This is a genomic window from Pelosinus fermentans DSM 17108, assembly GCF_000271485.2.
Taxonomy (GTDB): domain Bacteria; phylum Bacillota; class Negativicutes; order DSM-13327; family DSM-13327; genus Pelosinus; species Pelosinus fermentans.
Map to the genome: position 1 here is coordinate 2,571,105 of NZ_AKVN02000001.1, position 25,267 is coordinate 2,596,371.

The following is a 25,267-nucleotide window of genomic DNA, read 5'->3' on the forward strand; positions in this document are numbered from 1 at the left end:
AAATAAGAAAAGACTTGGCTCATGCCAAGCTTTCAATAAAGCAACAATGTTAGTCTTTTCTTTAGTATAGTTGTAAACTCGTTTATCTGCTTAAGGCGAATGTTTTAACAAGTACTTCACCTTTTGTTCCCAGTTTCCCCAAGGATTGTCCATTATATACTATATCAATTCCATCAGCATTACCAGCTTTTATTGTAATATTTTGTTCTGCTTCCCAAGTAAGCGTTTCACCGGCTTGAGGAGTTCCCTCATAAATAATTTTATTATCAGCAGTCACTGAGGTCCAGCACTGATCAGTATATTTTGCAATAATAACTACCGGTTTTATTGAAACTGGAGTAGTAGGAATCGATACTTGTTCTTTTACTCCTTGGCTTGGTATTACTGGAGACGGTTGTTGCACCTTTTTGTCTATCTTAGGTTCTTGTGATGAACTTGAATTATTTTGAAGCCACCATGCACCACCAGCTACACATAGTGCCACTACACCAATAGCTAACCATTTGCTAGAAAGAGTTGTATTTGGTTTTTTCATGGATTTTTCTTTTAGAGGTGCATCCATTTTATTCATTTCTTCAGCCACTGTTGTAGGATTTTGAGATTGACGATATAAATCAACAATTTGTTGACCATCTAAACCTAGAAAATTAGCATAATTACGAATAAATCCTTTTAGGTATACCTCACCTGGTATAATACCATAATTACCTTCCTCAATTGCTGTTATATATACAGTCCTTATACTGGTGGCAATTTCAATTTCTTTAACAGAAAGTCCTTTTTTTTCCCGCTCACTACGCAAAATTTCACCAATTGTTTGCACTCAAGATACCCTCCTTAACTTCTCTATGTAGTTAATAAATTTAAGAATTTTAGTTTTAGTTAGCTATAAACTTAGAATTTTTATAGTAGCAGTCTCAGTTCCAGATTTCTCCACCTTAACAATAGATATATTTTACCATTTATATGAGTATTTTTCAAAGTTTCTTTTTATTTTGCGTAAATCGTCAAAAATAAAAAGGATTTTAGATATTAAATAGTAGAATTTTATGTTTTTATGTTACTATAAGGTACATTTTGTTGCATTGAATATAGAGCAGAAAGACCGCCAAGGTTAAGGTATCTTGCAGCGGTCTTTTGTACTACGTTATCTTAATATAAACATTTTATAAAATGGGCTTATATGTTAAAATCTTTCCTGGTTGTATTTCTGGTTGTAGGTAATCTTGGGGGTTTGTTGTTAGTAATCGGCTGACCTTACATTGAGTGGGACCTATTTTCTCGACTAGTAACTTTATGTTATTGCATTGGATTTCTTCATAAAGAGGTGGGCTATCTGGTAAATTATTTGTACTAAAAATTAATTCTTCTGGTAATATACTCCAGAAAGTCATTGCTTCAACCCCTTAGTTTCTTTTTGTATTTTAATTAATTCATTTAGTTTTGTTTGTGCGTGGGATAATCCTCCGATTTCGTTGATGATACCATAAGATACAGCATCTCTGCCAATGACGGATGTGCCAATATCACGAGATAGCTCCCCTGTTTTAAATAGCAGCTCTTTCCACTTTCTTTCAGAAACATTAGAATGATCTACAACAAATTTATTAACCCTATCTTGCATTTTTTCTAGATAATCAAAAGAACTAGGAGCACCGATAACCAACCCAGTAAGCCGGATGGGATGAATTGTCATGGTAGCACTTTCTACAATATAAGAATAAGTTGCAGATACAGCAATTGGCACACCAATACTATGTCCACCACCAAGTACGATAGAAACAGAAGGTTTGGACATACTAGCGATCATTTCTGCGATAGCTAATCCTGCCTCGACATCACCACCAACTGTATTTAAAAGCAGCAATAAGCCTTCAATATCAGAATTTTGTTCAATTGCTACTAGCTGGGGCATAATATGTTCATACTTAGTAGTTTTATTTTGTGGTGGTAATATCATATGTCCTTCTACTTGTCCGATAATTGTCATGACATGTATGTTGGTTTTAGCTGTAGGAATTTCAGTGGCACCTAATTCTTGAATATTGTCTACGGTATCAGTCTTTCGAGCTGTCACCGTTTTTTTTGTATGCTCAATTGGTGGTTTAGGGTTTTCTGGATTTATTCCAGGTGGTTCTATAGTTGGGTTATCATTTTCTAACATTGCATTACCTCCAATATAGTACTTTTTATTCTTTATAGTATTAGCTATGTATAAACTTTCATACAGCTTTGCACAAAAAATGGCTTATGCTGTTATAAAATCAGCATAAACCATTTAAAAAAATAACAAATTATGTTTTTAGACTTCCATAATAATTGGCAGTATCATAGGACGACGACGTGTTTTTTCATATAAATATTTACCCAAGGTATCACGAACGCTTGATTTAATCATAGCCCATTCGGTAACATTGTTCAATTCGCATTTATCCAGTGTTTGTCTTACTTTGTTCTTAGCTTCATCCATTAATTGCTCGGATTCCCTCACATAAACAAAACCACGAGAGACAATATCGGGACCTGCAACAACACAGCCGCCTTGCTTGTCCATTGTAATAACAACAATCAAAATTCCCTCTTGGGAAAGCTGTCGGCGATCTCGTAGTACAATATTGCCGACATCGCCAACACCTAATCCATCAATTAACACAATGCCAGAAGATACTTTTCCTGTAACACTGCCTTTTTCAGGAGTAAACTCCAGTACCTGCCCATTCTCAGCAATGAAAATATGATCTTTAGCCATGCCAAGCTCTTGGGCTAATTTCGAATGCTTAACTAAATGACGATATTCACCATGTACTGGAATAAAAAACTTAGGACGAATTAAATTGTGCATCATTTTTAATTCTTCCTGGCTAGCATGACCTGAGACATGAATGCCAGAAGTTCTCTCGTAAAGCACTTCTGCACCCTGCCGTAATAAATAGTCAATAGTACGAGATACTAATTTTTCATTACCTGGAATTGGCGTAGCGGAGATAATAATGGTGTCACCAGGTACGATATCAACTTTACGGTGGTCAGACATTGCCATTCTAGTTAATGCTGACATAGGTTCACCTTGACTGCCAGTTGTGATGATAACCACGCCTGATGCAGGATAATTATTAATTTGGTCAATGTCAATGAGTATACCTTCTGGAATATTAAGATAACCTAATTCCGATGAAATCGTAACTACATTAATCATACTACGTCCCAAGACTGCTACCTTACGATTATATTTACAGGCGGTATCAATAGCTTGTTGCACGCGATGTACATTGGAAGAAAAACTCGCAATGATGATTCGTCCATTAGCATTATAGAACATCTCATCAAATGTAACACCAACTGATTTCTCACTCATCGTATATCCCGGATGCTCAGCATTCGTACTGTCTGCAAGCATAACGAGTACTCCCTGATCACCCAATTCGGCCAATTTATGAAAATCGGTAACTTTACCATCAACTGGAGTTTGGTCAAATTTAAAATCTCCGGTATGCACAATTGTGCCAACAGGAGTTTTAATAGAAAGGGCTACAGCATCTGCAATACTATGACTAATGCGAATAAAACCAATTTTAAAAGGTCCAACTTCAATTTGGTCGCCTGCCTTGACAGAAATTAAATTAGTTAATGGAACATTATTTTCTTTTAATCTGCCTTCAAGTATTCCCAATGTTAACCTTGTACCGTAGACAGGTACGCTAAGTTGCTTCAGAACATATGGTAATGCACCAATATGATCTTCATGACCATGAGTAAGTATTATCCCCCGTACTAAATCACGATTTTCTAGTAGATACGATATATCTGGAATGACTAGATCAATTCCGAGCATATCATCTTCCGGAAACATTAGACCAGCATCAATAACAATAATATCGTCTCCATAACGAACTACAGTCATATTTTTGCCAATTTCACCTAATCCGCCTAAAGGGATAATTTGAATTTTTTGTTGTGTTTTTACCAAAAAAAATCACACCTCCAGTTATTTTTATAAAGCAAGAAAAACAAACCATTATTTCTAGGTATTTGCCGTTCATTAGAAAATGAGCTAAAAACCGGCCCGTTCATTCACTTATTGTAATTATAGCTTATTTTAAAGTGCATTTGCAATATATGATGCTTCTTTTGAAGGTATTATATGTAAGATTCTCTTGATAAAAGATAAGAACCTCACCCAAAATATGAATGAGGTTCTTATCCTTATATACGATTTATTTTATGCAGATAGCTTTTTATTTGTTCTAATTCATTAATTGTCGGTGGTATTAAAGGTAACCTAAAGGTACCGCCATTTTGCCCAATTAGATTTACAGCTGTTTTTACTGGTATCGGATTGGTTGTAATAAACATCATTCTAAAAAATGGTATTAATTCGGATTGTATGGCTTGAGCTTTAGCAATATCATTATGGACAAAAGCTGTAATCATTTCTTGCATACGATTCCCTACAATGTGAGCTGCCACACTAATAATACCAACGCCACCCACAGATAGGATTGGTAATGTAAGGCTATCATCACCACTGTATACCATAAATTCATTAGGAGTCGTTCGAATAATTTCTGCAACTTGCTCAAGATTTCCGCTGGCTTCTTTAACAGCAACAATATTTTTAAGTTCTGCCAAACGCGCTATCGTTCCAGGTAAAATATTAGAACTAGTACGTCCAGGAACATTATATATGATTAGCGGTAAATTAGTACTGTCAGCAATAGTTTTAAAATGTTGATAAAGCCCTTCTTGCGGCGGTTTATTGTAGTAGGGGCCTACAAGCATAGCGCCATGTACACCTAATTTCTCTGCTTCTTGCGTTAACTTTACGGAAGCCATAGTGTCGTTTGAACCAGTACCAGCGATCACGGTAGCTTTATCACCAACAGCATCAAGTACCGTGGAAAATAGCTTGAGCTTTTCTTCTTTATCTAATGTTGCTGATTCACCAGTGCTACCAGCAACTACTAAACCATCTGAACCATTTGCAACTAAATATTTTGCAAGGGTGGCTGCCGCATCATAATTGACGCTAAAATCATCATCAAATGGGGTTACCATGGCTGTTAAAATCCGTCCAAAAGTCTTCATAGTAATCTTTTTCTCCTTATTAACATGATAAATTAAACTTTTCATGTAATGCTGTAACGGCTGATTGTACAAATGATTTCTTTATTAAAACGGAGATTGATGTATGAGAGTCTACTGTTTGTAATATAGGGATGTTATTCATAGACAGGGCTTCTATAAAACTGGCCATCACACCTGGGACACCATTAATTCCCCCACCTACAACTGAAACTTTAGCACAGTCAAGAGTTGTGTGTACATCGCAACCAAATTCTTGAAGTTGAGCAGTTGCTTTCTCTGCAAGATCTTCTGCTATTGTAAACATGATTTGCCCAGGATGAACATTAATCAAATCTACACTGATTCCATTGTCCGCCATTGATTTGAAGATATTAAAGCTTGCAATATTATTTAAAGAATCATGTAAATTAATTTTGATTTGGGCAATATTAGATATAAAGGTTACACCTGTAGCAACACGATCAGCAACATATGTGTCAGCTGTATCTTCTTTAGTAATGCTAGTTATAAGTGTACCAGGTTCATTGGAAAATGTTGACTTTACCACTAGAGGAATACTTTTCTGCATAGCAATTTCTACAGCTCGAGGATGAATAACTTTAGCACCTTGGTGAGCTAATTGACAGACTTCTCCATAGGTAATACAGTCGAGAATCTTTGCTGTACTTACAATTCTAGGATCGGCAGTCATAATTCCATCTACGTCTGTATAAATTTCTATCAATTCAGCATCGAGAGCAGATCCCAAAGCAGCTGCAGTAGTGTCACTACCTCCACGGCCTAATGTAGTAAATTCATCATCAATAGTTATACCTTGAAAACCGCATACTACAGGAATTTTACCCATCTTAATTAAGTTGCATATGCGAGAAGGATCTACTTTTAAAATACGAGCGTTATTGAAATTATTATCAGTTATTATGCCAGCTTGCCCACCTGTAAGCATAACAGCATCAAGTCCAGCGGCTTGTAATGTGCCAGCCATAATGACGGCGGAGATCATTTCGCCGCAGTATAAGATCTGATCAAGTTCGCGGCTTGCTATATCTTTATATGCTTTTCGTGCTAATTCAATAAAAGTATCGGTTGCATAGCATTCCCCTTTACGTCCCATAGCAGAGACGACAACGACAGGACTCAATTCGTTAGTAACAGCAGCTTTAATTTTTTCTATTACTAACTTTCTTGCCTCAGGAGTTGCAACTGAGGTACCACCAAATTTTTGAATTATTATCCCCATTATTTACACCTCAAATTAAGTTATGCTTAATCATATACTCGGCAATTTGTAAAGCATTTAAAGCAGCACCTTTACGTATTTGATCGCCAACAACCCATAAATTAAGGGCATTTTGAATGGAATTATCTTTTCTAATTCGACCAACAAAGACTTCATTTTGGTTTGAAGTGAATAATGGCATTGGATACAACATTTCTGCAGGATTATCTTGTAAAATAACCCCAGGAAATGCAGCTAAAAGTTCTTTTGCCTGATCAACTGAGACTTCTTTTTCAAATTCTATATTGATTGACTCTGAATGGCTACGATAAATGGGCACTCTTACAGTAGTTGCTGTAATTCCCATTGTATAATCATTGAATATTTTCTGTGTTTCATGTACCATTTTCATTTCTTCTTTTGTGTAATCACCTTCCACAAATACATCAATGTGTGGAATGACATTAAAGGCAATCTGATAATGTTTTGGTAAGCTGGAACTTGGTAAAATAGTAGCTTCTACAGGACGATTTTCTACAATTGCTTGGACCTGGTTATCTAATTCATCAATCGCTTCTTTACCAGCACCAGAGACTGCTTGATATGTGGATACCACTACTCGCTTAATTTTAGCCTGATCATATAGTGGCTTTAAAGCCATTGCCATTATAATGGTAGAACAATTTGGATTTGCAATAATTCCTTTATGTTGTTGTATCGCTTCTGGATTCACTTCTGGTACAACTAATGGTACTGTAGGATCCATTCTAAAAGCGCTGGAATTATCAATGACTACTGCACCATATTTTACTGCAGCAGGTGCAAACTTTGTGCTGGCAGAGCCACCAGCAAATAAAGCGATGTCTATATTCTTAAAAGAGTCATCAGTAGCTTCTTCTACAGTGAAATTTTTTCCCATAAAATTAATAATTTTACCGGCTGACCGTTTGGAAGCAAGCAATTTTAAATTATCATATGGAAAATTACGCTCTTCAATTAAATTTAAAAACTCCTGACCAACTGCTCCAGTAGCTCCGAGTATTGCTACATTATATTTTTTCATATATATCGCTCCCTTTTGTTTTCTCATAAGATTCTATATACTTTATTATATTCATATTTTTTACTATAATTCTTGCTTAGAATGCTTAATTTAGTGCAAAAAATGCTATTAATTTAATAATGATTATGCCATTAATGCCATTATTTTGGGATATTTATATTTCATAAGCTATATGTTAAAGGATACAAGGGATTATTTCAAAATTTCTTCAAGTCCTAAGACTAGGCCATTTGCATTAAGTACGTGTTTACACGCTAGTAAAACTCCTGGCATAAATGATTCTCGTGATATAGAATCATGGCGAATCGTCAAGGTTTGACCAAGTCCACCAAAAATAACTTCTTGATGTGCTACATAGCCAGGAAGACGAACGCTATGCATTCTGATACCTGAGAAGTCGCCACCACGTGCACCAGCGAGCTTTTCAACCTCATCAGGGTGCCCTTGATGTAAGAAACCGCGCTTTTTGGCTATTAGCTCTGCAGTATGCAAGGCAGTTCCAGATGGTGCATCAAGTTTTTGATCATGATGTAATTCAATAATTTCCACATGAGGAAAAAATTTCGCAGCATCTTGTGCCAGTTTCATCATTAAGATTGCCCCAATTGAAAAATTAGGAGAAATTAATGCATTTACCTTAGTTTCTACGCATAATCTTCTAATCTCTTCTATATTTTCTTCTGATAGACCAGTAGTTCCCACAACAGGACAGATTCCATTATTAATGGCGATGTGGATATTATTTAATACTACTTCTGGTCTTGTGAAATCAACCATTACTTGTGGCTTTGTTTCGTTAATAACGGTTTGCAAATCATTACCTATAACAATGCCCGTTTTTCCTGCGCCGATTAAATCACCAATATCTGCAAAGTCAGATTTAGTATCCACAGCACCTACGATACTTAATTGAGTATCGTTATGTATGGCTTTGAGTACTTCACGCCCCATTTTACCGTAAGCTCCGCAAACTATCACTCTAATCATCTTGTGCACCTCCTAATAGTAGCAATGTATTCATTCAAAGTGTTGAATGTTAATAATGAAGACAAAAATAATAGCCGATGAGTAAAATCTCATCGGCTGTCAATAGTAGGTAAGACAGTATAAGGATGGTGAGAAAACAAAATAACAATGTTTTCCCACGCCTTAGATAAGATAGCACTCCACTAGAAAATTAATTCTAGTGACAGTCTTACATCTATTAAATGAAAGACCAGCACAAAAGATTTGGTGTCTTTTGCACTTCGGCAAACAACCCTTTTCTTTCAGATCATAAAAACCAATCTCCCTGAAAGTACTCTTGTTGTCTGCACCTCTATTCCATCCCGCGCAGGATGAAGTCTATTGAATTACATACATTGTATACTAGTGCCTATAGAGGTGTCAATATATGAGTGGAGAAAAAAACGCTATTTCTCCATTCCTATATTCTATTTACTATGATTCTCTACATCTTTAGCACCATTTTGCCGCAGGATTTGTGCTGCAGAACTGACTTTGGTTGTATCTGTCCGAATAATTGCCAGAATACTACCACCGGCAACTTCTTGCTCATAACGTTGACTTGCTTCGGCAGGAATGCCCCAATCAATCAATCCTCCTGCAATACCACCTGCGATTGCTCCTCCTACAGCAGCAGTAATAGGACCTACTGCGATAATCGGACCAATGCCGGGAAGCATTAAGGCTCCTGCTCCCATAAGTAAGCCACCAATTCCACCTAAAGTACCGCCTGTTAATGTACCATCAGTAATATCGTCATCATAGGTTCCATCTTGATTTTGATCTTGATTCTTTTGTTTTTTAGAGACAATATTAATTTCTTCAGTAGTAAAGCCTTGTTTTCGTAGCGTGTTCACAGCATTTTCAGCTTTAGCTCTTGATTCAAATACACCAATAACAGTTTGATTGGCTTGTTGTGTATTTGTGGTATTGTTGTTAGCTGGTGCTGCCATAGTAGTAGCATTTCCATTTCCTGCACTATAGCTGTTTACTAGTGAACTTTCATTTTCTTCATTGGAAACTTGATTATTGGTTTGATTTTTCATGAGTAAAACCTCCTAACATTAAATGCATATCATGCAATTTAACGTTAGTGTCTCCATGATAATCATTAATATGTATTTTCATGACGTTCTCGGTTAAAATTAGTATAAGCATTATTTATATCGACAATAATTACTTCATCTCCAATACGTTTTATTGTTTGCCAAGGAATAGTAGAAGATTTTATATCATTAAAAAAACTAAATAATCCGTTTTTTCTTGGAAGTACAATTGTGAGTATTTTTCCTGATTTATGGTCAAATGTTAACTCACATTCTTCAATGATTCCTAAGCGAGCTCCATCACTTAAATTTATAACTTCTTTTCCGGATAGATTGCTTAAACGCATTTTATCACCCCTTATTATTTTTGCAAAAAAGTCTTATAAAGAAAGGTTGAATGATGGATAATAGAATGGCTATGCAGGCTACTGGGTCTATCCACATTTGAAAAAACAGTATTTTATGAGGGATATCTAATTTTAAAAAAGATATTAGCATCACTAATGATAAGTATATACCTCCAGCAATTGCAACTAGCTCTTGAATTGCTAATGATAAGGGTGAGCTTTTTACATCACCTGCATCATATGTTTGACGAAAGTATTTTATTCGTTCTAATAAAGATAAGATTAATAGTAAAGAAAATCCCAGTAAAATGCTCCAGGAATACATGGTAAACCTCCAGATACCTTCTACTTTAATAGTATGAGGTTAAAGTCAATAATATGTTAAAAAAGCTCTATGGAAAGTATACATAACTTTTCCATAGAACTTTTTTAAAGTATATTATTGACCTGTACTACCGAAACCACCTGTTCTTGTAATGAACAAGTTATTTTCATCATGATCCGCTAATAAATATTTATAAAAAATTCCTTGTGCGATTCTGGTCCCTTTATTTATAGGAATGCTCTGAGAGCTATGATTATAGATTGCAATGAAGATGTGTCCTTCATTTTCATTATTATTGAAATAATCAGCATCAATGATACCTTGGCCATTTACTAAACTTAAATTTTTTTTAATCGACAAGCCTGAGCGGATATGTATGCCAAGATATTCATCTGATTGCATATATGCTTTTATTCCTGTTGGTACTAGCGTAACACTAGCTGGGGCTAATAATACATCTTCAGCTGCAGCTATATCATATCCTGCACTATATTGAGTTTTTCTAGTAGGTAATCGCAGATCATTTTTTTCATAACTAGAAATAAATTTAAAACCTCTTAATTGCATTATATATCTCCTCATTTACTGGACCTAATACTGTAAAAGCTAACCTATCTGGAATCAATAATGTATGTATAATATTGTGTAAGTTTTCTAAAGTTACCTTATCAATTTTATCAACTACTTCATCAAGAGTGATAAAGCTTCCCAATGTTAGTTCCATTTTACCGATTCTAAACATACGGCTGCTAGAACTTTCAAGACTTAATAATAAACTCCCCTTTAACTGCTCTTTGGTTTTTGCAAGTTCAACAGCATTAATTCCTACGTTTCTTAGTGTATTAATATTATCGATTATCAGTTCTATTACTTGAGAAGCATTACTAGGTCTTGTTCCAGCATAAATAGTAAATAATCCGGCATCGCTATAGTTAGTTTGGTAAGAATAGATTGAATAGGCAAGTCCCTGTTCTTCTCTAATTGATTGAAATAAACGTGAACTTATACCACCGCCGACTATGGTATTTAATATATGCATGGTATAGATATCCGGCGATGTTTGAGGTACACTGGCGGTTCCGAGACAAATATGTACTTGCTCAATATTTTTAGATTGTATAATTTGTGCAGGTATTAAGTTTGGTGCAGTGGAACTAAGAAACTTCTTTTGACCAGTCATATTACCAAAATAGTACTCTACTAAGGCTTCTAGTCTTTCATGGCTTAATTTTCCAGCCCCGGCAATAACAATATTATCAGGGGTATAAAAACTTTGATAGTATTCTAGAATCATATTCTTATTAAAATTTTCAACAGATGGAGTGGTCCCAATAATGTTATGCCCTAAGGCATGACCGGCCCAAACATTATTATGATGTAGATCGTGGACTAATTCATCAGGCGTATCTTCATACATACAAATTTCTTCTAGTACGACTTCTTTTTCGCGCTTGATATCTTCTTGGGTAAAAATAGATGTTCTCAGCATATCACTGAGGATTGCAAGAGCTAATTCTAGATGAGTATCAAGGACCTTTATATAATAACAAGTATGTTCTTTAGTAGTAAATGCATTGATTTGCCCTCCGACCCCATCGACTGTTTCGGCTATATCCTTGGCAGAACGATTTTCAGTTCCTTTGAAAACCATATGTTCAATAAAGTGAGAAATCCCATGATTATATTTTTGCTCAAAACGTGATCCAGTGCCTATCCAGATTCCTAAAGTAACCGATTTGACATAAGGAATAGCTTCTGATACGACTCGAATACCATTTGGTAATAATGATTTACAATACATATAATGCTCCTTTAACTCAATATATAATTAACTTCCGGCTGTAATCGAATAATTCCTGCACGACTCTTAGAATTTGCGAGAAAATCACTATAAATAAAGGGACTAGTACTCAGATAAAGTTTAAATTCTATCTGAATACTAGTCGCAATTTAATCATTTTTTATACTAGAAAGCATCATCCTTAGAGCAGTTTTTAATTCTTATTAAAATAATTTACAATCCCTGTAAAAATCCCCTGTGCTAATTTGCTACGATAAGAATCACTGCTTAGTTGAGCTGCTTCTTCTTTATTAGATACGAATCCCATTTCAACTAAAGTACTTGGCATAGACGTGTTACGTAGAACGTGGAAATTGGCAGAAGATGTTCCTTTATCAATTGCACCAGTTTGCACGACCATAGCGTTTTCTACTGCAGATGCCAGTGCAGATGATTTTCCCGTAGAGTAGAAAGTCATGGCACCTTTAATATTAGGATCAGAATTAGAATTGGAATGGATGCTGACGAATGCATCTGCTTGGTTAGAGTTAGCCAGAGTAACTCTAGCCCCCAGCTCTTTACTCAAAGAGCTGCCTTCAGGCGCAACTGTCCGATCCGTTTCACGAGTCATGATGACTTTAGCACCAGCTTGTACTAATTTATCACGTAATTTTAAAGCTACGGATAAATTATTATCAGACTCTCTAGTATTATTGGCGACTGCCCCAGGATTGCTGCCACCATGTCCAGGGTCGACTACAATAATCTTATTTTTTAAAGTGGTATTACTATTTGTTGGTGGTAAAGGTTTTACAGTAACAGGATTATTCTTCGATGGACTGGATGTACTGCTACTACCACCAAAAATATTGAATACTGGTCCCAGAATCTTATTAAACACTAAATCAAATATTTGCTGAAAAAATCCATTTCCTGTTTGCGTACTGCTTGTCTCTAAGGTATTAGCTGCAAGAGAATTAACCACAGAATCAAGGGAGGCAGCATGTGTTGTTGAAATCGGTGCTATTATGCTAATTAAAAGTAAGCATATAATACTATAAGTTAATAATTTGTTTTTATGCACTCTAACACCTCCATAAAGTAAGTTATTTTTTCGAAAATACATTTTTCAATACGTTCCAAGCATTAGGGTCTTCTTCCCCTAATTTCCACATTGCAGCACCTGCGATGTCATACTTGGTAACCAAATCAATTTTATATTTAAGGCTTTCGCTATTTTCAAACCAAACTTGGTGCTTTATGCCATTTGAATCCGTATAATCAAAATGAGGAGATTTAGAAGAAGTATCCCATATAGCAGAACGATTAAAATCTTGCATTAGTTTGGTGATAGCCTTATGTTCTAGGCTTTCTACACCCTTACTGGACCAATCATAACCGTAAGCTGCTAGTCCAATATACAGTTTATTTTTAGGGATAAATTTCAATGCATATTTTAGGTTATTTTCTACCCAATTGATATCAGCGATTGGTCCAGCATCACTCCAAGTACCATGATTATCATAAGTCATAAGAATGATCTTATCGGCATATTTGGCTAATTGTGCATAATCATATGCAATTGCTACATCATTTGATTCATCTTGTTTAGGGAATACGTCAATCGATATAATATACCCTTGGGGTTTAAGACGTGCAGAAAGTTCTTGCATAAAAGTAGATAGGTTATCTCGATCTTGGGCATCAACCATTTCGAAGTCCACATTTATGCCATCCAGCTTATATTTTTTTATATAAGATTCTAAACTATTTATAGCTTTCTCTCGTAATGATGGAGTAGCTAAAATCTTATGAATGGATGATTGACTGTCTTGTTGTTTAGCATTATTTACTAGTAGTAATACAGATATATTATTTTTATGAGCAAAATCAATTACAGACTCATGGTCATTACCACCACGATCTGTAAGTGTACCATCTTCTTCTAAAGTAGCCCAAAAGGGAGCAATCGTTTTAATTACGTCGGTATTTTTATATAGGGAATTAAAAGAAGAGGTATCGGTTGCCCACCATTCAGCGTAAAAACCGATCAGCTCTTTGGGAGAGCTTGTATTTATTCCTGAAGGGAGTTTAATCTTTTTTTGAAGATCTTGTGGAAGAGTCAGTATATCTCCAAAAAAGTTTCCCATTATACCAAGCAGCATGTCCACTAAGCCATTCCCGGAGGGCGCCTCCTTAGGAGTGGTAGAGTTAGCAGTAATCGCTGATTGTAAAATATCAGTAAAGGAAGATGCATATGCTGATGATGTTATCGGGAGCATAAAGGTAAATGCCATCATAAAAATGAGAAGCCATGAGATGGATCGATTATATTTTTTCATGTATCAACCTCCAAGAAGTATTACAATATGAAGTTGTTCATAGTTATGTAAACATGATAACACAAATAAAAGTAGGTAGCAATAACAAAAACAGGCAATTATATGCCTGTTTTATCATTTGATGATATCAGATACTGTTGATATCGTATAGCCTTTACTTTGGATTTGCTGAATTAACTCTGGTAAAGCTTTGCTTGTAACTTCTGTGGGATGGATAAGAATAATGGCTCCATTATGTAGCTTTTTCATAACCCTATTAATGATGATTTCCGTTGGAGGACGCTGCCAGTCAATGGTGTCAATACTCCACATAATGGTTGTATATCCAAGATCGTTCGCTGCTGATAGTACAGTATCATTATATTCACCATAAGGTGGTGCATATAGTGATGTTTTAATAGTGGTAAGCTCTTTCACCAGTTCTTCAGTGCGCAATATTTGTTCTTTATTTTTCTCTTTACTGATAGTGTTCGGGTGTGGATGAGTGTAAGTGTGATTACCTAATTCATGTCCTTGAGTTGCTAGTTCTGTAACTAAAGCAGGGAATCGTTTTCCCCAGCTACCACCAATAAAAAATGTTATTTTTATATTATTTTCATTAAGGGTGTTTAGCATAGTAGGCAGATATTCTTCACCCCAGAAAACATTGCATGCAAAAGCAACTTTCGGTGTCGCTGAGTTACCATGAAAGATAGGAACTGGCTTATTTACAGGTTGTGTATTATTAAAAATGGGTTGCAATAGTCCTGACAAAATAATAATGGCAAAAAAAACTCCAGCAGAAAACAGCACATACCATTGTTGAATTCGAATAACAAAACACCATTTCAAAGGGAATCACCTCTAACTTCATACTATTCTATATTTAATCCTATTAATTAAGAAGTGATTTTATGAAACAAAAAAACATAAACCAAGTGGTTTATGTTTAAAATTTTTATTTACATTATTCTTTTTTTTCAGATTCCACAGGTAAAAGCTCTTTACGTGAAAGGTTAATACGTCCTTGGCGATCCACTTCTGTAACTTTAACTAGAATTTCGTCTCCAACTTTTACAACATCTTCCACCTTTTCCACACGTTCACGAGCTAATTGAGAAATGTGGACAAGTCCTTCCTTACCTGGGAGAATCTCGACAAAAGCACCAAAATTCATTAAACGTGTAACTTTGCCCGTATAAGAGCTGCCTACTTCTACTTCTCTAACCAGTGTTTCAATGATTTTTACAGCTTTTTGTCCTGCTTCCATATCTACAGCAGCAATAAATACTTTGCCGTCATCTTCAATGTCAATTTTAACACCAGTTTCTTCAATAATTTTTTTAATTGTTTTACCACCAGGTCCAATTACATCTCGAATCTTATCTGGATGAATCTCCATTGTAATAATACGAGGAGCAAAAGGCGACAACTCAGCCCTAGGTTCCTGAATCACTTCTACTATCTTACTCATGATGTGCATTCTGCCGCGATGAGCTTGAGAAAGCGCTGCAGATAAGATTTCCTCTGTAATACCAGCAATTTTAATATCCATTTGAATGGCTGTAATGCCAGATGTTGTACCAGCAACTTTAAAATCCATGTCACCTAATGCATCCTCTAAACCCTGAATATCAGTTAGTATAGAAAAATCTTCCCCCTCTTTAACTAAACCCATCGCAACTCCAGATACTGGACGTTTGATCGGTACACCTGCGTCAAGAAGAGATAAGGTACTGCCGCAAACACTAGCCATGGAACTAGAACCATTTGATTCTAAAATTTCCGAAACCAAGCGAATTGTATAAGGGAATTCAATTTCTGAAGGAATAACTGGAACTAATGCACGTTCCGCTAATGCACCATGACCAATTTCTCTTCGTCCTGGCCCTCTTGATGGTCTTGTTTCACCAACGCTAAATGATGGGAAATTATAATGATGCATATAACGTTTGGATTCTTCAACGCCTAAGCCATCAAGTATTTGTTCGTCTCCCATTGCACCAAGAGTTGTGATCGTTAATGCTTGGGTTTGTCCACGAGTAAATAAGGCAGAACCATGCGTACGCGCTAACAAACCAATATCACAACTAATAGGTCGTACTTCTTCTAATTGACGACCATCTGGACGTATTTTATCAACAGTTATCATTCTGCGAACTGCTTCTTTAATAATTTTTTGCATCATATTTTGAATGTCTTTACCATTATCAGGATATATAGTCTCAAAATGTTCTGCAACTTGCTTTTTAGCTTGTTTTATATTTTCTTCTCGGGTTAATTTATCAGAATTTCTAACTGCCGTTGTAAGTTTTTCTGTAGCATAATCACGTATGGCATTACTGATCTCAGCTGGTATTTCATATAGTTTTATTTCACGTTTAGGTTTACCAATTTCAACAATCATTTTTTCTTGGATAGCAATTAGATTGCGAATAATGTCATGTCCAAAGCTAATTGCTTGTAAAATAGTATCTTCGCTTAATTCATTAGCATTAGCTTCTACCATAAGTACAGCATCTTTTGTACCTGCAACGACTAAATTAAGTTCACTTAATTTTTGCTGCTCAACAGTCGGATTCGTAATGAATTCATTATTAATCAAACCAACTCTGACACCGCCAATTGGTCCATTAAATGGAATATCCGAAATTGATAAAGCACATGATGCGCCGATCATCGCTGGTATTTCTGGAGAATTATCCTGGTCGACTGATAATACGGTTGCTACAATTTGTACATCATTGCGAAAACCGCTAGCAAATAATGGTCGAATGGGTCTATCGATCAAACGGCTTGCAAGAATAGAAGATTCACTAGGACGTCCTTCACGCTTGATAAAGCCACCCGGAATTTTACCTACCGAATATAATTTTTCTTCATAATCAACTGTCAGTGGGAAAAAATCAATACCATCCCTTGGTTCTGCCGATGCTGTAGCAGTTACTAATACTGCAGTATCTCCATATCTGACGAACACTGATCCACCAGCTTGCTTAGCCATTCTGCCTGATTCTATAATCAGGGGTCTATCTCCAAGTTGCATTTCGATTTTATACATATATGGCATTCCTCCTCTGTAACCCTTACTCTCTCTACCAAAGATTAACACTTCGACATTTTTTTTAGTATTTCCTTTATTATTAACAGTTAATCTATAAAAAAATACTTCTTGCAATAAAAAGAAAAGACTTGGCTTGTGCCAAGTCCCCACTTGTTACTTTCTAAGATTCAATTTTTCAAGAATAGAACGATAACGCTCGATATCATTGTTGCGTACATAGTTCAATAATCCTCTACGCTGACCAACCATTTTTAAAAGACCGCGTCTAGAATGATGGTCTTTTTTATGCTCTTTTAAATGATTTGTCAAGTAGTTGATACGTTCAGTTAAAATAGCTATTTGCACTTCTGGTGATCCAGTATCAGCTTCATGCGTACGGTATTTTTCAATCAGAGATTGTTTTAATTCTGGTGTTAACAAAATGGGCACCTCCTTTTTATAAATGATCCCCATTAGCCAAGACAATCGTTGGAGAATCGAATATCCTCGCTATGGTTACTTTCAATGACGACTTTCATCAATCATCAACAAAATATAGTTTATCATAAATCAATGCAATTGTAAATAATAAGTACTATTTTCCCTGAGAAGTTTGGTAATATTTTTGGGCAGCCACGATATCTTTTGCTATTTGTAACTTAAGTTCTTCAGAATTGGAAAAGGTTTGTTCATTTCGAATATGATTCAAGAATCTTACGGTAACTGCTTCTCCATATAAATCTCCAGAAAAATCCAGAATGTGAACTTCTATACGACGTCCTATATCATGAAAGGTAGGATTCGTGCCAACATTGGCGATCCCATTATATTGATTATCTTGGATAATAAGTTCAACAGCATATACTCCATTCTGAGGGACAGCAAGACCTGAGGCAATTCCTAGATTAATTGTTGGATAGCCTAATAAGCGACCTCGTTTAGCACCGTGGATGACCATACCCTTTAGTGTTACTGGTCTACCTAAAAGATTTGCTGCTTGGTGCACTTGACCTGCTGCAATCATTTGGCGAATTAATGTACTGCTGACCATAACATCATCTACGTATACCGTGGGATTAATTTCTGTTGTAAATCCATATTGTAGTCCAGATTTTTGTAAAAGTTTTGGAGTACCACAACGCTTATATCCAAAAAAATAGTTTGGACCGATTAGAATATGCTTTGGATTTAATTGGTCTAATAATAAGCGAATAAATTGAGATGCTGATAATTTCAGAAACTCTGCAGTAAAAGGGATATTTAATAAAATATCCACACCCAATTTTTCAATTAATTCAACTTTGTCATCTTGCGTAATGATTTGTAAAGGACATCTTTCAGGAGCAATAATGGATAAAGGATGATTGCTAAAAGTGAATACGACACTTGTTCCATTTAGTTGCTTGGCCGACTCTACAGAACGAGAAATTACTTTTTGATGACCAATATGTACGCCGTCAAAAGTTCCTAAGGCAACTGTAATTCTAGGGTACTGATCTTTTAAAGTTGTCAGTTGATTTAAAACTTCCATATATTCCACCACACAATAACAATAATATCAGAAAATCTATCTATGGAACTCGGATTAGAAAGCTCTTTTAGATAGATTTCATTTTGATTATTCTAATTTGATTACTTTTATTGGCGTAATCACTGCAGTATCAGTATTTATTTGCCCGATTCCAATAAATGAATGTTCTTGGTCATATATTCGCAATACTGTTTGTTTAGAAACAGTATGAGTAGAATTTTCAATACTCTGACCATATTGAAATGCCTGTGCTATTTCTGGAGTCAGTATTACTTTAGGCATATATCCAATAGCATAATCTAGAGGTAGAAGAGCAACAGGAGAATTGTTTTCAATTTCTTGTAATGTAAAAGAATTCTCTAAAGAAAAATCCCCTACACGAGTACGTACTAGAAAAGACATAACGACAGGGCAATTTATTTTTTTCCCTATGTCAGAACATAAAGATCGAATATACGTCCCTTTGGAGCAGGTTACATCAAATAGGATGCGCGTATCATCTATATGTAATAAAGTTATATTATGAATCGTAATAATACGTGGCTGGCGTTCTACTGTTATACCGGCCCTTGCTAATTCATATAATTTTTTCCCTTGTATTTTTATAGCTGAATACATAGGAGGAATTTGTTCAATCGTACCAATAAATGACGATAATACCTTTTCAATTTCCGTTTTAACAGGCATAACACAAACAGCATTATTTAGAATCGCACCAGTATCATCACCAGTATCCGTTTCATAGCCAATAGTGAGTTCAACACGGTAACTTTTATCAGTATCTGTCATATACTCAAGCAATCGTGTAGCTGATCCTAATGCAACTGGCAAAACACCCGACGCTGCGGGGTCTAAAGTACCAGCATGACCTACACGCTTTAGATGATAGGTTCTGCGAATGAAGGAAACAACATCATGTGAGGTCATGCCCGGTGGTTTTAGAACATTTATCAAACCACTAGTCATAGCAGTGTCTCTGCTAGTTGTTTGATGGCAGAATCAAGGACTCTTTTTTTGACTTCTTCAATTTTACCAATGATAGCACAACCAGCTGCACGTATATGTCCACCGCCGCCAAAGGAAAATGCTAGTCGGCTTACATCTACTGTTTTTGAACGGAAACTAATTCTGATCGTACCTTCATTCATGATTTTAAACATGATAGCAATTTCAACACCTTCAATAATTCGTGGATAATTGATAAAGCCTTCAGTACTATCTAAACTCTCAAGAGTATCTGGTGATACAGTTATTGTAGCAATTTTACCATGATGATGCAGTTCAAGAGTTTCTAATACTTTTGCTAAAGTTAAAATACTTTCGAGTGGCTTGGTTTCCATATATTCTGATATAGAATTTGGATTAGCTCCGTATTCCATCAAATCAGCAGCATAACGCATGGTTTGCACTGATGTATTCGCATAACGGAAAAAACCACAGTCAGTAGCGATAGCAGTGTACAAACAGGTTGCTATTGTAGGAGTCATTTTTGCATTTAATAAGCGTAGCAATTCCAAAATGATTTCCCCAGTTGCTGCTGATTGACTATTGATATACCAATAGTCAGCAAACTTAGTATTAGAAATATGATGATCAATATTTAAGATAGGGGCATTTACATGTTCTTTCACTTTACCAATACGTTCAATATCACTGGCATCAAGTACTACTAATAAATCAGAACTAATTATTTTAGTTGTTGGTTTACCAATCGCTTCATAGCCAGGAAGAAAATTATATAATGCAGGTACTTCATCATCAAGCACCATTTTTACACTCTTTCCTCGTGAAGTAAGATATTCATTTAGCGCCAACATAGATCCCAAACAGTCACCATCTGGATGAACATGAGCAGTAATAATAATAGTGCTGCTATTTTGTAAAAGTTCAGCAATCTGCTTAAGTGAAAAATCCATAATTTATTGATTGCCCTCTTCCTGCTTGATTTTAATTAATAATTCTTGAATATGAGCGCTATAATCTAAGGACTCATCAAGGTGCAACGATAATTCAGGAGTGATTCTCATTCGAATGCGCTTACCAATTTCGCTGCGCATGTAGCCTAAAGAACTTTGCAATCCTTTCCACGTATCAGCTTTTTGCTCATCACTGCCCATTAAGCTAACATAGATCTTTGCACTACGCAAATCACCAGTTGCCTCAACTTGAGTAATCGTCGCAAAACCGACACGTGGATCTTTTAATTCGGTTAAAATAATTTTACTGATTTCTTGCTTTATAAACTCCTGAACTTTTTCAACTCGGAGCTGGCTCATATATATCCTCCGCCTTTAACCTTTAGGTTTTATTTCTTCCATAGTGAAAGCTTCAATGATATCGCCTTCTTTAATATCACGGAATTTATCAATTGTAATACCACATTCATAACCTGCAGCTACTTCTTTTACATCATCTTTGAAGCGTCGCAAGGATTCTAATTCACCTTCATGAATCACAATGCCATTACGGATTACACGTACTTGAGACGAATTGAGTATTTTTCCTTCTAATACATAAGCACCAGCAATAACAACCTTTGATATTGTAAACAACTGACGTATTTCTACGCGACCTTGAAGTACTTCTTTGTATTCTGGAGCCAGCATACCTGTCATAGCAGCTTCTACGTCATGCAATGCTTCATAAATAACGCGATATAATCGAATGTCTATCTTTTCAGATTCGCCAGCTTTGCGGGCATTACCATCTGGGCGGACGTTAAATCCGATAATTAACGCATTAGCAGCAGAAGCTAACATGACGTCAGATTCATTAATAGCACCTACTCCAGCATGCACAATGTTCACTCGTACTTCTTTGTTATTAGCATTTAAGGCTAGTAATGACTGACGTAATGCTTCAACAGAGCCCTGAACATCGGCTTTAATAACAATATTAAGATCTTGGATATTTCCATCTTGAATCTGTTTAAATAAATCATCTAGTGAAACCTTTTGTGACTGCATTAATTCATCTGTACGCCTTTTAGCAATACGTTTTTCAGCTACCGCTCTTGCTATTTTTTCATCGACTGCAACCAGAACATCACCTGCTTGTGGTACATCAGCCAACCCAAGTACCTCTACAGGAGTAGAAGGTTCAGCTTTTTTCACTTTCTCACCACGATCATTTACCATGGCTCGAACTTTACCATAGGCAATTCCAGCAATAATAGTGTCACCGATATGCAGAGTTCCTTTTTGCACTAATACAGTAGCGACTGGACCGCGTCCTTTATCAAGCTTTGCTTCAATAATTGTACCATAAGCCTGACGATTCGGATTTGCTTTAATTTCTTGCATCTCCGCTACTAATAAGATCATTTCCAAAAGCTCATTTATACCGGTTTTTTTCTGTGCAGAGACAGGTACCATGATGGCTTCGCCACCCCAGTCCTCAGCAACAAGACCGTAATCAGATAGCTGTTGTTTGATTCGATCAGGGTTCGCACCAGGACGATCCATTTTATTAATTGCTACGATGATAGGAACATTAGCAGACTTAGCATGATTGATAGCTTCAATCGTTTGTGGCATAACGCCATCATCTGCTGCTACTACTAAAATTGCAATATCTGTTACCTGTGCTCCACGAGCTCGCATAGCAGTGAAAGCCTCATGTCCAGGAGTATCGAGAAAAACAATTTTTTTACCTTGGCAAGTTACTTTATATGCACCAATATGTTGTGTAATTCCACCAGCTTCTTGAGAAGTTACATGTGTTTGCCTGATAGAATCTAATAAAGAGGTTTTACCATGATCGACATGTCCCATAACGGTAACAACTGGTGGTCTAAGAACAAGGCTGGAAGGATCATCTTCAATTTCCGCAATTTCAGTGGGGTCTTCTTCAGGTGGTAATTCTAATACTTCAACTCCAAATTCTGTTGCTAACAATGAAGCCGTTTCAAAATCAAGATCTTGATTTATCGTAGCCATAACACCAAGCATCATAAGCTTTTTGATTACTTCACCAACATCACGGCACAATTTGCTCGATAGTTCTTTGACTGTGATAGATTCACCTAATTTAACGCTTTTAGGTTTTGGTGGTTCAATTTTAACCGCTGGTGCAGCACCACGGGATTGGAAACCACGATTTGCTTGCGGCCGTCTATTGAAATTACCTCCCCCTTGGTTTCGTTGAGCGTTATTATTGTTAGTAGGGCGGTTGTTATTTGATTGGAACTTATTAGGAGGAGCAGCAGGCCTAGATTGTACAGGAGGTTGCTGGGTTCCTGCATTCCTTGGTTGAAAATTTTGTTGTGGTGGACGTTGTTGATTTTGGGTATTTTGCTGTGGACGTTGTCCTTGGAAAGGTGCTTGTGGCGGACGTTGTTGATTCTGGGTATTTTGCTGTGGACGTTGTCCTTGGAAAGGTGCTTGCGGCGGACGTTGTTGATTCTGGGTATTTTGCTGTGGGCGTTGTCCTTGGAAAGGTGTTTGTGGCGGACGTTGCTGATTTTGTTGCGGTCTGTTTTGGTTAGATTGACTTTGCCAAGGACGTTGTGGTTGCGGATTAGAAGAAGGACGCTGTTCACCACTATTACTTAGCGCTTGTGGCCTGCCATCATTTCCAGCAGAACGTGTTGTTTGCGTTGGCTGTTCTTGAGTTCTTGGTTTATTTTCAATAGTTGAGGTTCCTGCTGTAGGTGTGGAAGTTATTTTATGCGCAAAGGTCCGGGTAATAACATTCTTGGCATCTTCGTCCACACTACTCATATGATTTTTTGCTTCCATATTGTTACGGTTTAAAATATCAATAATAACTTTACTTGTTGTATTAAAATCTTTGGCTAATTCATATATTCTATATTTGGACATTCATCTACCCCCATTTTCTTTTTCAATAGTGAGTTGTAATACTTAACTATTGAGTAATTTCTTAACTGCATTTGTAAATCCAGTATCTGTTATTGCTAATGCAGCACGATATACTTTTCCGATACATTGTCCTAATTGCTCTTTTGAAAATATTTCATAAAGATCAACTTTGTAATAGGCAGCCATATCATTATAACTTTTTTTTGTAGCATCCGAGCAGTCTATGGCAACGATAAGAAGTTTAGCTTTACCCGATTTTACTGCCTTTTCAACAGATAATTCTCCTGATGAAATTTCCCCTGCTTTTTGTGCTAAACCGAGTAATGAAATTACCTTTTCTTCTTTGGTCATGTTATAATCCCAGATCGTAATTGTTCATATATTTCAGGATTAATTACTCTTTTTAATGCTCGTTCTAATCTTTTTTCTTTAAATGCTTTAGCCAAGCATTGTTCATTGCAGCAAAGATATGCACCTCTTCCTGATTTTTTACCGGTTGGATCTAAAATAACATCATCGTCAGGAGTGCGGACAATTCGCAATAACTCTTTTTTATTTTTCATTTCTTGACAACCAACACACATACGTTGAGGAGTTTTTTTCTGTATAACCATAAAATCCTCCTAAGAACCAACTTGAGATTCGCTTTTAATATCAATTTTCCAACCAGTAAGTTTGGCAGCTAGACGAGCATTTTGCCCTTCTTTACCAATTGCTAACGATAATTGATAATCAGGCACTACCACTCTCGATATTTTCTCAACTTCATTAATTTCTACACTGACTACCTTAGCTGGACTTAATGCATTAGCGATATATTTAGCAGGGTCAGTATTCCATTTTACAATATCAACCTTTTCACCTTTCAGTTCATTAACGATTGATTGTACACGCATGCCTTTATGACCAACACAGGCGCCTACCGGATCAACATTTTCATCACGTGAATATACTGCGAATTTCGAACGTAAGCCTGGTTCTCTAGCCACAGACTTAATTTCAACAATTCCATCATGAATTTCTGGAACCTCTAATTCAAATAATCGTTTTAATAATCCTGGATGTGTTCGTGATACTAATATTTGAGGTCCTTTCGTTGTTTTCTTCACTTCAATTATGTACGTTTTTAATCGATCACCATGTTTATAGACTTCCCCGGCAATTTGTTCAGAAGGAGCTAAAATGGCTTCTGCTTTACCAAGATCAATAAAAACATTTTTTTGTTCAATACGTTGAACAATACCGGTTAGAATATCGCTTTCTCTATTTGAAAATTCATCATAAATAATACCACGTTCCGCTTCCCGAATACGTTGTACTACTACCTGCTTGGCTGTTTGAGCTGCAATTCGGCCAAAGTTTTTCGGTGTAACTTCGACCTCGACAATATCTTCTAAATCATAGCGTATATCTAATAATCTTGCCTCAGTGAGATCGATTTCCAGACGTGAATCGGTTACTGCCTCAACAACTGCTTTACGGGCGTAAACATGAATTTCACCTGTTGTGCGCTCTAATGATACCCGTACATTTTGAGCTGAGCTAAAGTTTCTTTTGTAAGCTGAGATAAGTGCTGCTTCTATTGCCTCAAACAAGACTTCAGGGGCAATCCCCTTTTCCTTGCCTAATTGTTCAAAAGCCTGCATAAATTCTGCGTTCACCTAAATTCCTCCTATTCA

26 protein-coding genes and 1 riboswitch are annotated in these 25,267 nt (G+C 36.2%); all 26 genes read right to left on the reverse strand.

The features are described from left to right. Positions 1-82: 82 nt before the first annotated feature. The 26 genes from FR7_RS11835 to nusA all read right to left on the reverse strand — a co-directional run bounded on the left by FR7_RS11835 (position 83) and on the right by nusA (position 25,249). A complete protein-coding gene (locus FR7_RS11835) occupies positions 83-823 on the reverse strand; it encodes a helix-turn-helix domain-containing protein (RefSeq protein ID WP_007934259.1) in 741 nt (246 codons plus the stop codon). Positions 824-1,166: 343 nt separating this feature from the next. Beyond that, positions 1,167-1,394 (reverse strand): YlzJ-like family protein, encoded by a 228-nt coding sequence (locus tag FR7_RS11840; protein WP_007934258.1) that lies wholly within the window; start codon positions 1,392-1,394, stop codon positions 1,167-1,169. Continuing rightward, positions 1,391-2,164, reverse strand: a complete 774-nt coding sequence (locus tag FR7_RS11845; protein WP_007934257.1) for a ClpP family protease — start codon at positions 2,162-2,164, stop codon at positions 1,391-1,393. The genes FR7_RS11840 and FR7_RS11845 overlap by 4 nt, the downstream gene beginning before the upstream one ends. A 138-nt stretch (positions 2,165-2,302) precedes the next feature. Beyond that, positions 2,303-3,967, reverse strand: a complete 1,665-nt coding sequence (locus FR7_RS11850; RefSeq protein WP_007934256.1) for a ribonuclease J — start codon at positions 3,965-3,967, stop codon at positions 2,303-2,305. 236 nt (positions 3,968-4,203) lie between these two features. Further along, positions 4,204-5,130: a 4-hydroxy-tetrahydrodipicolinate synthase gene (dapA, locus tag FR7_RS11855; protein ID WP_071524644.1), complete on the reverse strand. Its 927-nt coding sequence runs from the start codon at positions 5,128-5,130 to the stop codon at positions 4,204-4,206. Further along, positions 5,105-6,325 carry an aspartate kinase gene (gene dapG, locus FR7_RS11860; RefSeq protein ID WP_007934254.1) on the reverse strand — a complete coding sequence of 407 codons (1,221 nt, stop codon included), beginning with the start codon at positions 6,323-6,325 and terminating at the stop codon, positions 5,105-5,107. Before dapG ends, dapA begins: the two co-directional genes overlap by 26 nt. Positions 6,326-6,335: 10 nt before the next feature. After that, entirely contained in the window at positions 6,336-7,367 is a 1,032-nt protein-coding gene (locus FR7_RS11865; RefSeq protein WP_007934253.1) for an aspartate-semialdehyde dehydrogenase, read from the reverse strand. A 192-nt stretch (positions 7,368-7,559) separates the two neighbouring features. After that, positions 7,560-8,354 carry a 4-hydroxy-tetrahydrodipicolinate reductase gene (gene dapB, locus FR7_RS11870; protein WP_007934252.1) on the reverse strand — a complete coding sequence of 265 codons (795 nt, stop codon included), beginning with the start codon at positions 8,352-8,354 and terminating at the stop codon, positions 7,560-7,562. A gap of 164 nt (positions 8,355-8,518) precedes the next feature. Then, positions 8,519-8,696: riboswitch (Lysine riboswitch) on the reverse strand. 104 nt (positions 8,697-8,800) lie between these two features. Then, positions 8,801-9,418, reverse strand: a complete 618-nt coding sequence (locus tag FR7_RS11875) for a general stress protein (protein WP_007934251.1) — start codon at positions 9,416-9,418, stop codon at positions 8,801-8,803. A gap of 65 nt (positions 9,419-9,483) precedes the next feature. Then, on the reverse strand, positions 9,484-9,765 hold the full coding sequence (locus FR7_RS11880) for a YlmC/YmxH family sporulation protein (RefSeq protein WP_007934250.1): 282 nt from the start codon (positions 9,763-9,765) through the stop codon (positions 9,484-9,486). A gap of 4 nt (positions 9,766-9,769) precedes the next feature. Then, positions 9,770-10,090 carry a hypothetical protein gene (locus FR7_RS11885; RefSeq protein WP_007934249.1) on the reverse strand — a complete coding sequence of 107 codons (321 nt, stop codon included), beginning with the start codon at positions 10,088-10,090 and terminating at the stop codon, positions 9,770-9,772. A gap of 114 nt (positions 10,091-10,204) precedes the next feature. Continuing rightward, positions 10,205-10,657: a dUTP diphosphatase gene (gene dut, locus FR7_RS11890; protein ID WP_007934248.1), complete on the reverse strand. Its 453-nt coding sequence runs from the start codon at positions 10,655-10,657 to the stop codon at positions 10,205-10,207. Further along, positions 10,638-11,891 (reverse strand): M16 family metallopeptidase, encoded by a 1,254-nt coding sequence (locus FR7_RS11895; protein WP_007934246.1) that lies wholly within the window; start codon positions 11,889-11,891, stop codon positions 10,638-10,640. Before FR7_RS11895 ends, dut begins: the two co-directional genes overlap by 20 nt. A 193-nt stretch (positions 11,892-12,084) precedes the next feature. Further along, a complete protein-coding gene (locus tag FR7_RS11900; protein ID WP_007934240.1) occupies positions 12,085-12,954 on the reverse strand; it encodes an N-acetylmuramoyl-L-alanine amidase family protein in 870 nt (289 codons plus the stop codon). Between the two features lie 22 nt (positions 12,955-12,976). Then, positions 12,977-14,212, reverse strand: a complete 1,236-nt coding sequence (locus FR7_RS11905) for a glycosyl hydrolase family 18 protein (protein ID WP_007934239.1) — start codon at positions 14,210-14,212, stop codon at positions 12,977-12,979. A gap of 114 nt (positions 14,213-14,326) precedes the next feature. Further along, positions 14,327-15,043: a polysaccharide deacetylase family protein gene (locus FR7_RS11910; RefSeq protein WP_007934237.1), complete on the reverse strand. Its 717-nt coding sequence runs from the start codon at positions 15,041-15,043 to the stop codon at positions 14,327-14,329. A gap of 115 nt (positions 15,044-15,158) precedes the next feature. Continuing rightward, positions 15,159-17,252 (reverse strand): polyribonucleotide nucleotidyltransferase, encoded by a 2,094-nt coding sequence (locus tag FR7_RS11915; RefSeq protein ID WP_007934235.1) that lies wholly within the window; start codon positions 17,250-17,252, stop codon positions 15,159-15,161. 156 nt (positions 17,253-17,408) lie between these two features. Beyond that, positions 17,409-17,675 (reverse strand): 30S ribosomal protein S15, encoded by a 267-nt coding sequence (gene rpsO, locus FR7_RS11920; protein ID WP_007934234.1) that lies wholly within the window; start codon positions 17,673-17,675, stop codon positions 17,409-17,411. Positions 17,676-17,829: 154 nt separating this feature from the next. After that, entirely contained in the window at positions 17,830-18,765 is a 936-nt protein-coding gene (locus FR7_RS11925; protein WP_007934231.1) for a bifunctional riboflavin kinase/FAD synthetase, read from the reverse strand. 87 nt (positions 18,766-18,852) lie between these two features. Then, a complete protein-coding gene (gene truB / locus FR7_RS11930) occupies positions 18,853-19,731 on the reverse strand; it encodes a tRNA pseudouridine(55) synthase TruB (protein ID WP_007934223.1) in 879 nt (292 codons plus the stop codon). Beyond that, positions 19,728-20,681 carry a DHH family phosphoesterase gene (locus FR7_RS11935; RefSeq protein WP_007934221.1) on the reverse strand — a complete coding sequence of 318 codons (954 nt, stop codon included), beginning with the start codon at positions 20,679-20,681 and terminating at the stop codon, positions 19,728-19,730. Before FR7_RS11935 ends, truB begins: the two co-directional genes overlap by 4 nt. Before the next feature lie 3 nt (positions 20,682-20,684). Then, on the reverse strand, positions 20,685-21,041 hold the full coding sequence (gene rbfA / locus FR7_RS11940) for a 30S ribosome-binding factor RbfA (protein WP_007934215.1): 357 nt from the start codon (positions 21,039-21,041) through the stop codon (positions 20,685-20,687). Positions 21,042-21,056: 15 nt separating this feature from the next. Beyond that, positions 21,057-23,588 carry a translation initiation factor IF-2 gene (gene infB, locus FR7_RS11945; protein ID WP_007934214.1) on the reverse strand — a complete coding sequence of 844 codons (2,532 nt, stop codon included), beginning with the start codon at positions 23,586-23,588 and terminating at the stop codon, positions 21,057-21,059. Positions 23,589-23,630: 42 nt separating this feature from the next. Continuing rightward, positions 23,631-23,939: a L7Ae/L30e/S12e/Gadd45 family ribosomal protein gene (locus FR7_RS11950; protein ID WP_007934211.1), complete on the reverse strand. Its 309-nt coding sequence runs from the start codon at positions 23,937-23,939 to the stop codon at positions 23,631-23,633. Further along, on the reverse strand, positions 23,936-24,202 hold the full coding sequence (gene rnpM / locus FR7_RS11955; protein ID WP_007934208.1) for an RNase P modulator RnpM: 267 nt from the start codon (positions 24,200-24,202) through the stop codon (positions 23,936-23,938). Before rnpM ends, FR7_RS11950 begins: the two co-directional genes overlap by 4 nt. A gap of 9 nt (positions 24,203-24,211) precedes the next feature. Next, positions 24,212-25,249, reverse strand: coding sequence for a transcription termination factor NusA (gene nusA / locus FR7_RS11960; protein WP_007934207.1), 1,038 nt, complete (start codon positions 25,247-25,249; stop codon positions 24,212-24,214). Positions 25,250-25,267 lie beyond the last annotated feature (18 nt).

Excerpts from the sequence above, each read along its gene's own strand:
- FR7_RS11950 (WP_007934211.1), bottom strand. The coding sequence starts at position 23,939 with ATGACCAAAGAAGAAAAGGTAATTTCATTACTCGGTTTAGCACAAAAA.
- FR7_RS11925 (WP_007934231.1), bottom strand. The coding sequence starts at position 18,765 with ATGGAAGTTTTAAATCAACTGACAACTTTAAAAGATCAGTACCCTAGA.
- dapA (WP_071524644.1), bottom strand. The coding sequence starts at position 5,130 with ATGAAAAGTTTAATTTATCATGTTAATAAGGAGAAAAAGATTACTATG.
- infB (WP_007934214.1), bottom strand. The coding sequence starts at position 23,588 with ATGTCCAAATATAGAATATATGAATTAGCCAAAGATTTTAATACAACA.
- dut (WP_007934248.1), bottom strand. The coding sequence starts at position 10,657 with ATGCAATTAAGAGGTTTTAAATTTATTTCTAGTTATGAAAAAAATGAT.
- FR7_RS11865 (WP_007934253.1), bottom strand. The coding sequence starts at position 7,367 with ATGAAAAAATATAATGTAGCAATACTCGGAGCTACTGGAGCAGTTGGT.
- FR7_RS11875 (WP_007934251.1), bottom strand. The coding sequence starts at position 9,418 with ATGAAAAATCAAACCAATAATCAAGTTTCCAATGAAGAAAATGAAAGT.
- dapG (WP_007934254.1), bottom strand. The coding sequence starts at position 6,325 with ATGGGGATAATAATTCAAAAATTTGGTGGTACCTCAGTTGCAACTCCT.
- FR7_RS11880 (WP_007934250.1), bottom strand. The coding sequence starts at position 9,765 with ATGCGTTTAAGCAATCTATCCGGAAAAGAAGTTATAAATTTAAGTGAT.
- FR7_RS11885 (WP_007934249.1), bottom strand. The coding sequence starts at position 10,090 with ATGTATTCCTGGAGCATTTTACTGGGATTTTCTTTACTATTAATCTTA.
- truB (WP_007934223.1), bottom strand. The coding sequence starts at position 19,731 with ATGACTAGTGGTTTGATAAATGTTCTAAAACCACCGGGCATGACCTCA.
- rnpM (WP_007934208.1), bottom strand. The coding sequence starts at position 24,202 with ATGGTTATACAGAAAAAAACTCCTCAACGTATGTGTGTTGGTTGTCAA.
- FR7_RS11935 (WP_007934221.1), bottom strand. The coding sequence starts at position 20,681 with ATGGATTTTTCACTTAAGCAGATTGCTGAACTTTTACAAAATAGCAGC.
- FR7_RS11845 (WP_007934257.1), bottom strand. The coding sequence starts at position 2,164 with ATGTTAGAAAATGATAACCCAACTATAGAACCACCTGGAATAAATCCA.
- dapB (WP_007934252.1), bottom strand. The coding sequence starts at position 8,354 with ATGATTAGAGTGATAGTTTGCGGAGCTTACGGTAAAATGGGGCGTGAA.
- FR7_RS11905 (WP_007934239.1), bottom strand. The coding sequence starts at position 14,212 with ATGAAAAAATATAATCGATCCATCTCATGGCTTCTCATTTTTATGATG.
- FR7_RS11840 (WP_007934258.1), bottom strand. The coding sequence starts at position 1,394 with ATGACTTTCTGGAGTATATTACCAGAAGAATTAATTTTTAGTACAAAT.
- rbfA (WP_007934215.1), bottom strand. The coding sequence starts at position 21,041 with ATGAGCCAGCTCCGAGTTGAAAAAGTTCAGGAGTTTATAAAGCAAGAA.
- FR7_RS11895 (WP_007934246.1), bottom strand. The coding sequence starts at position 11,891 with ATGTATTGTAAATCATTATTACCAAATGGTATTCGAGTCGTATCAGAA.
- FR7_RS11915 (WP_007934235.1), bottom strand. The coding sequence starts at position 17,252 with ATGTATAAAATCGAAATGCAACTTGGAGATAGACCCCTGATTATAGAA.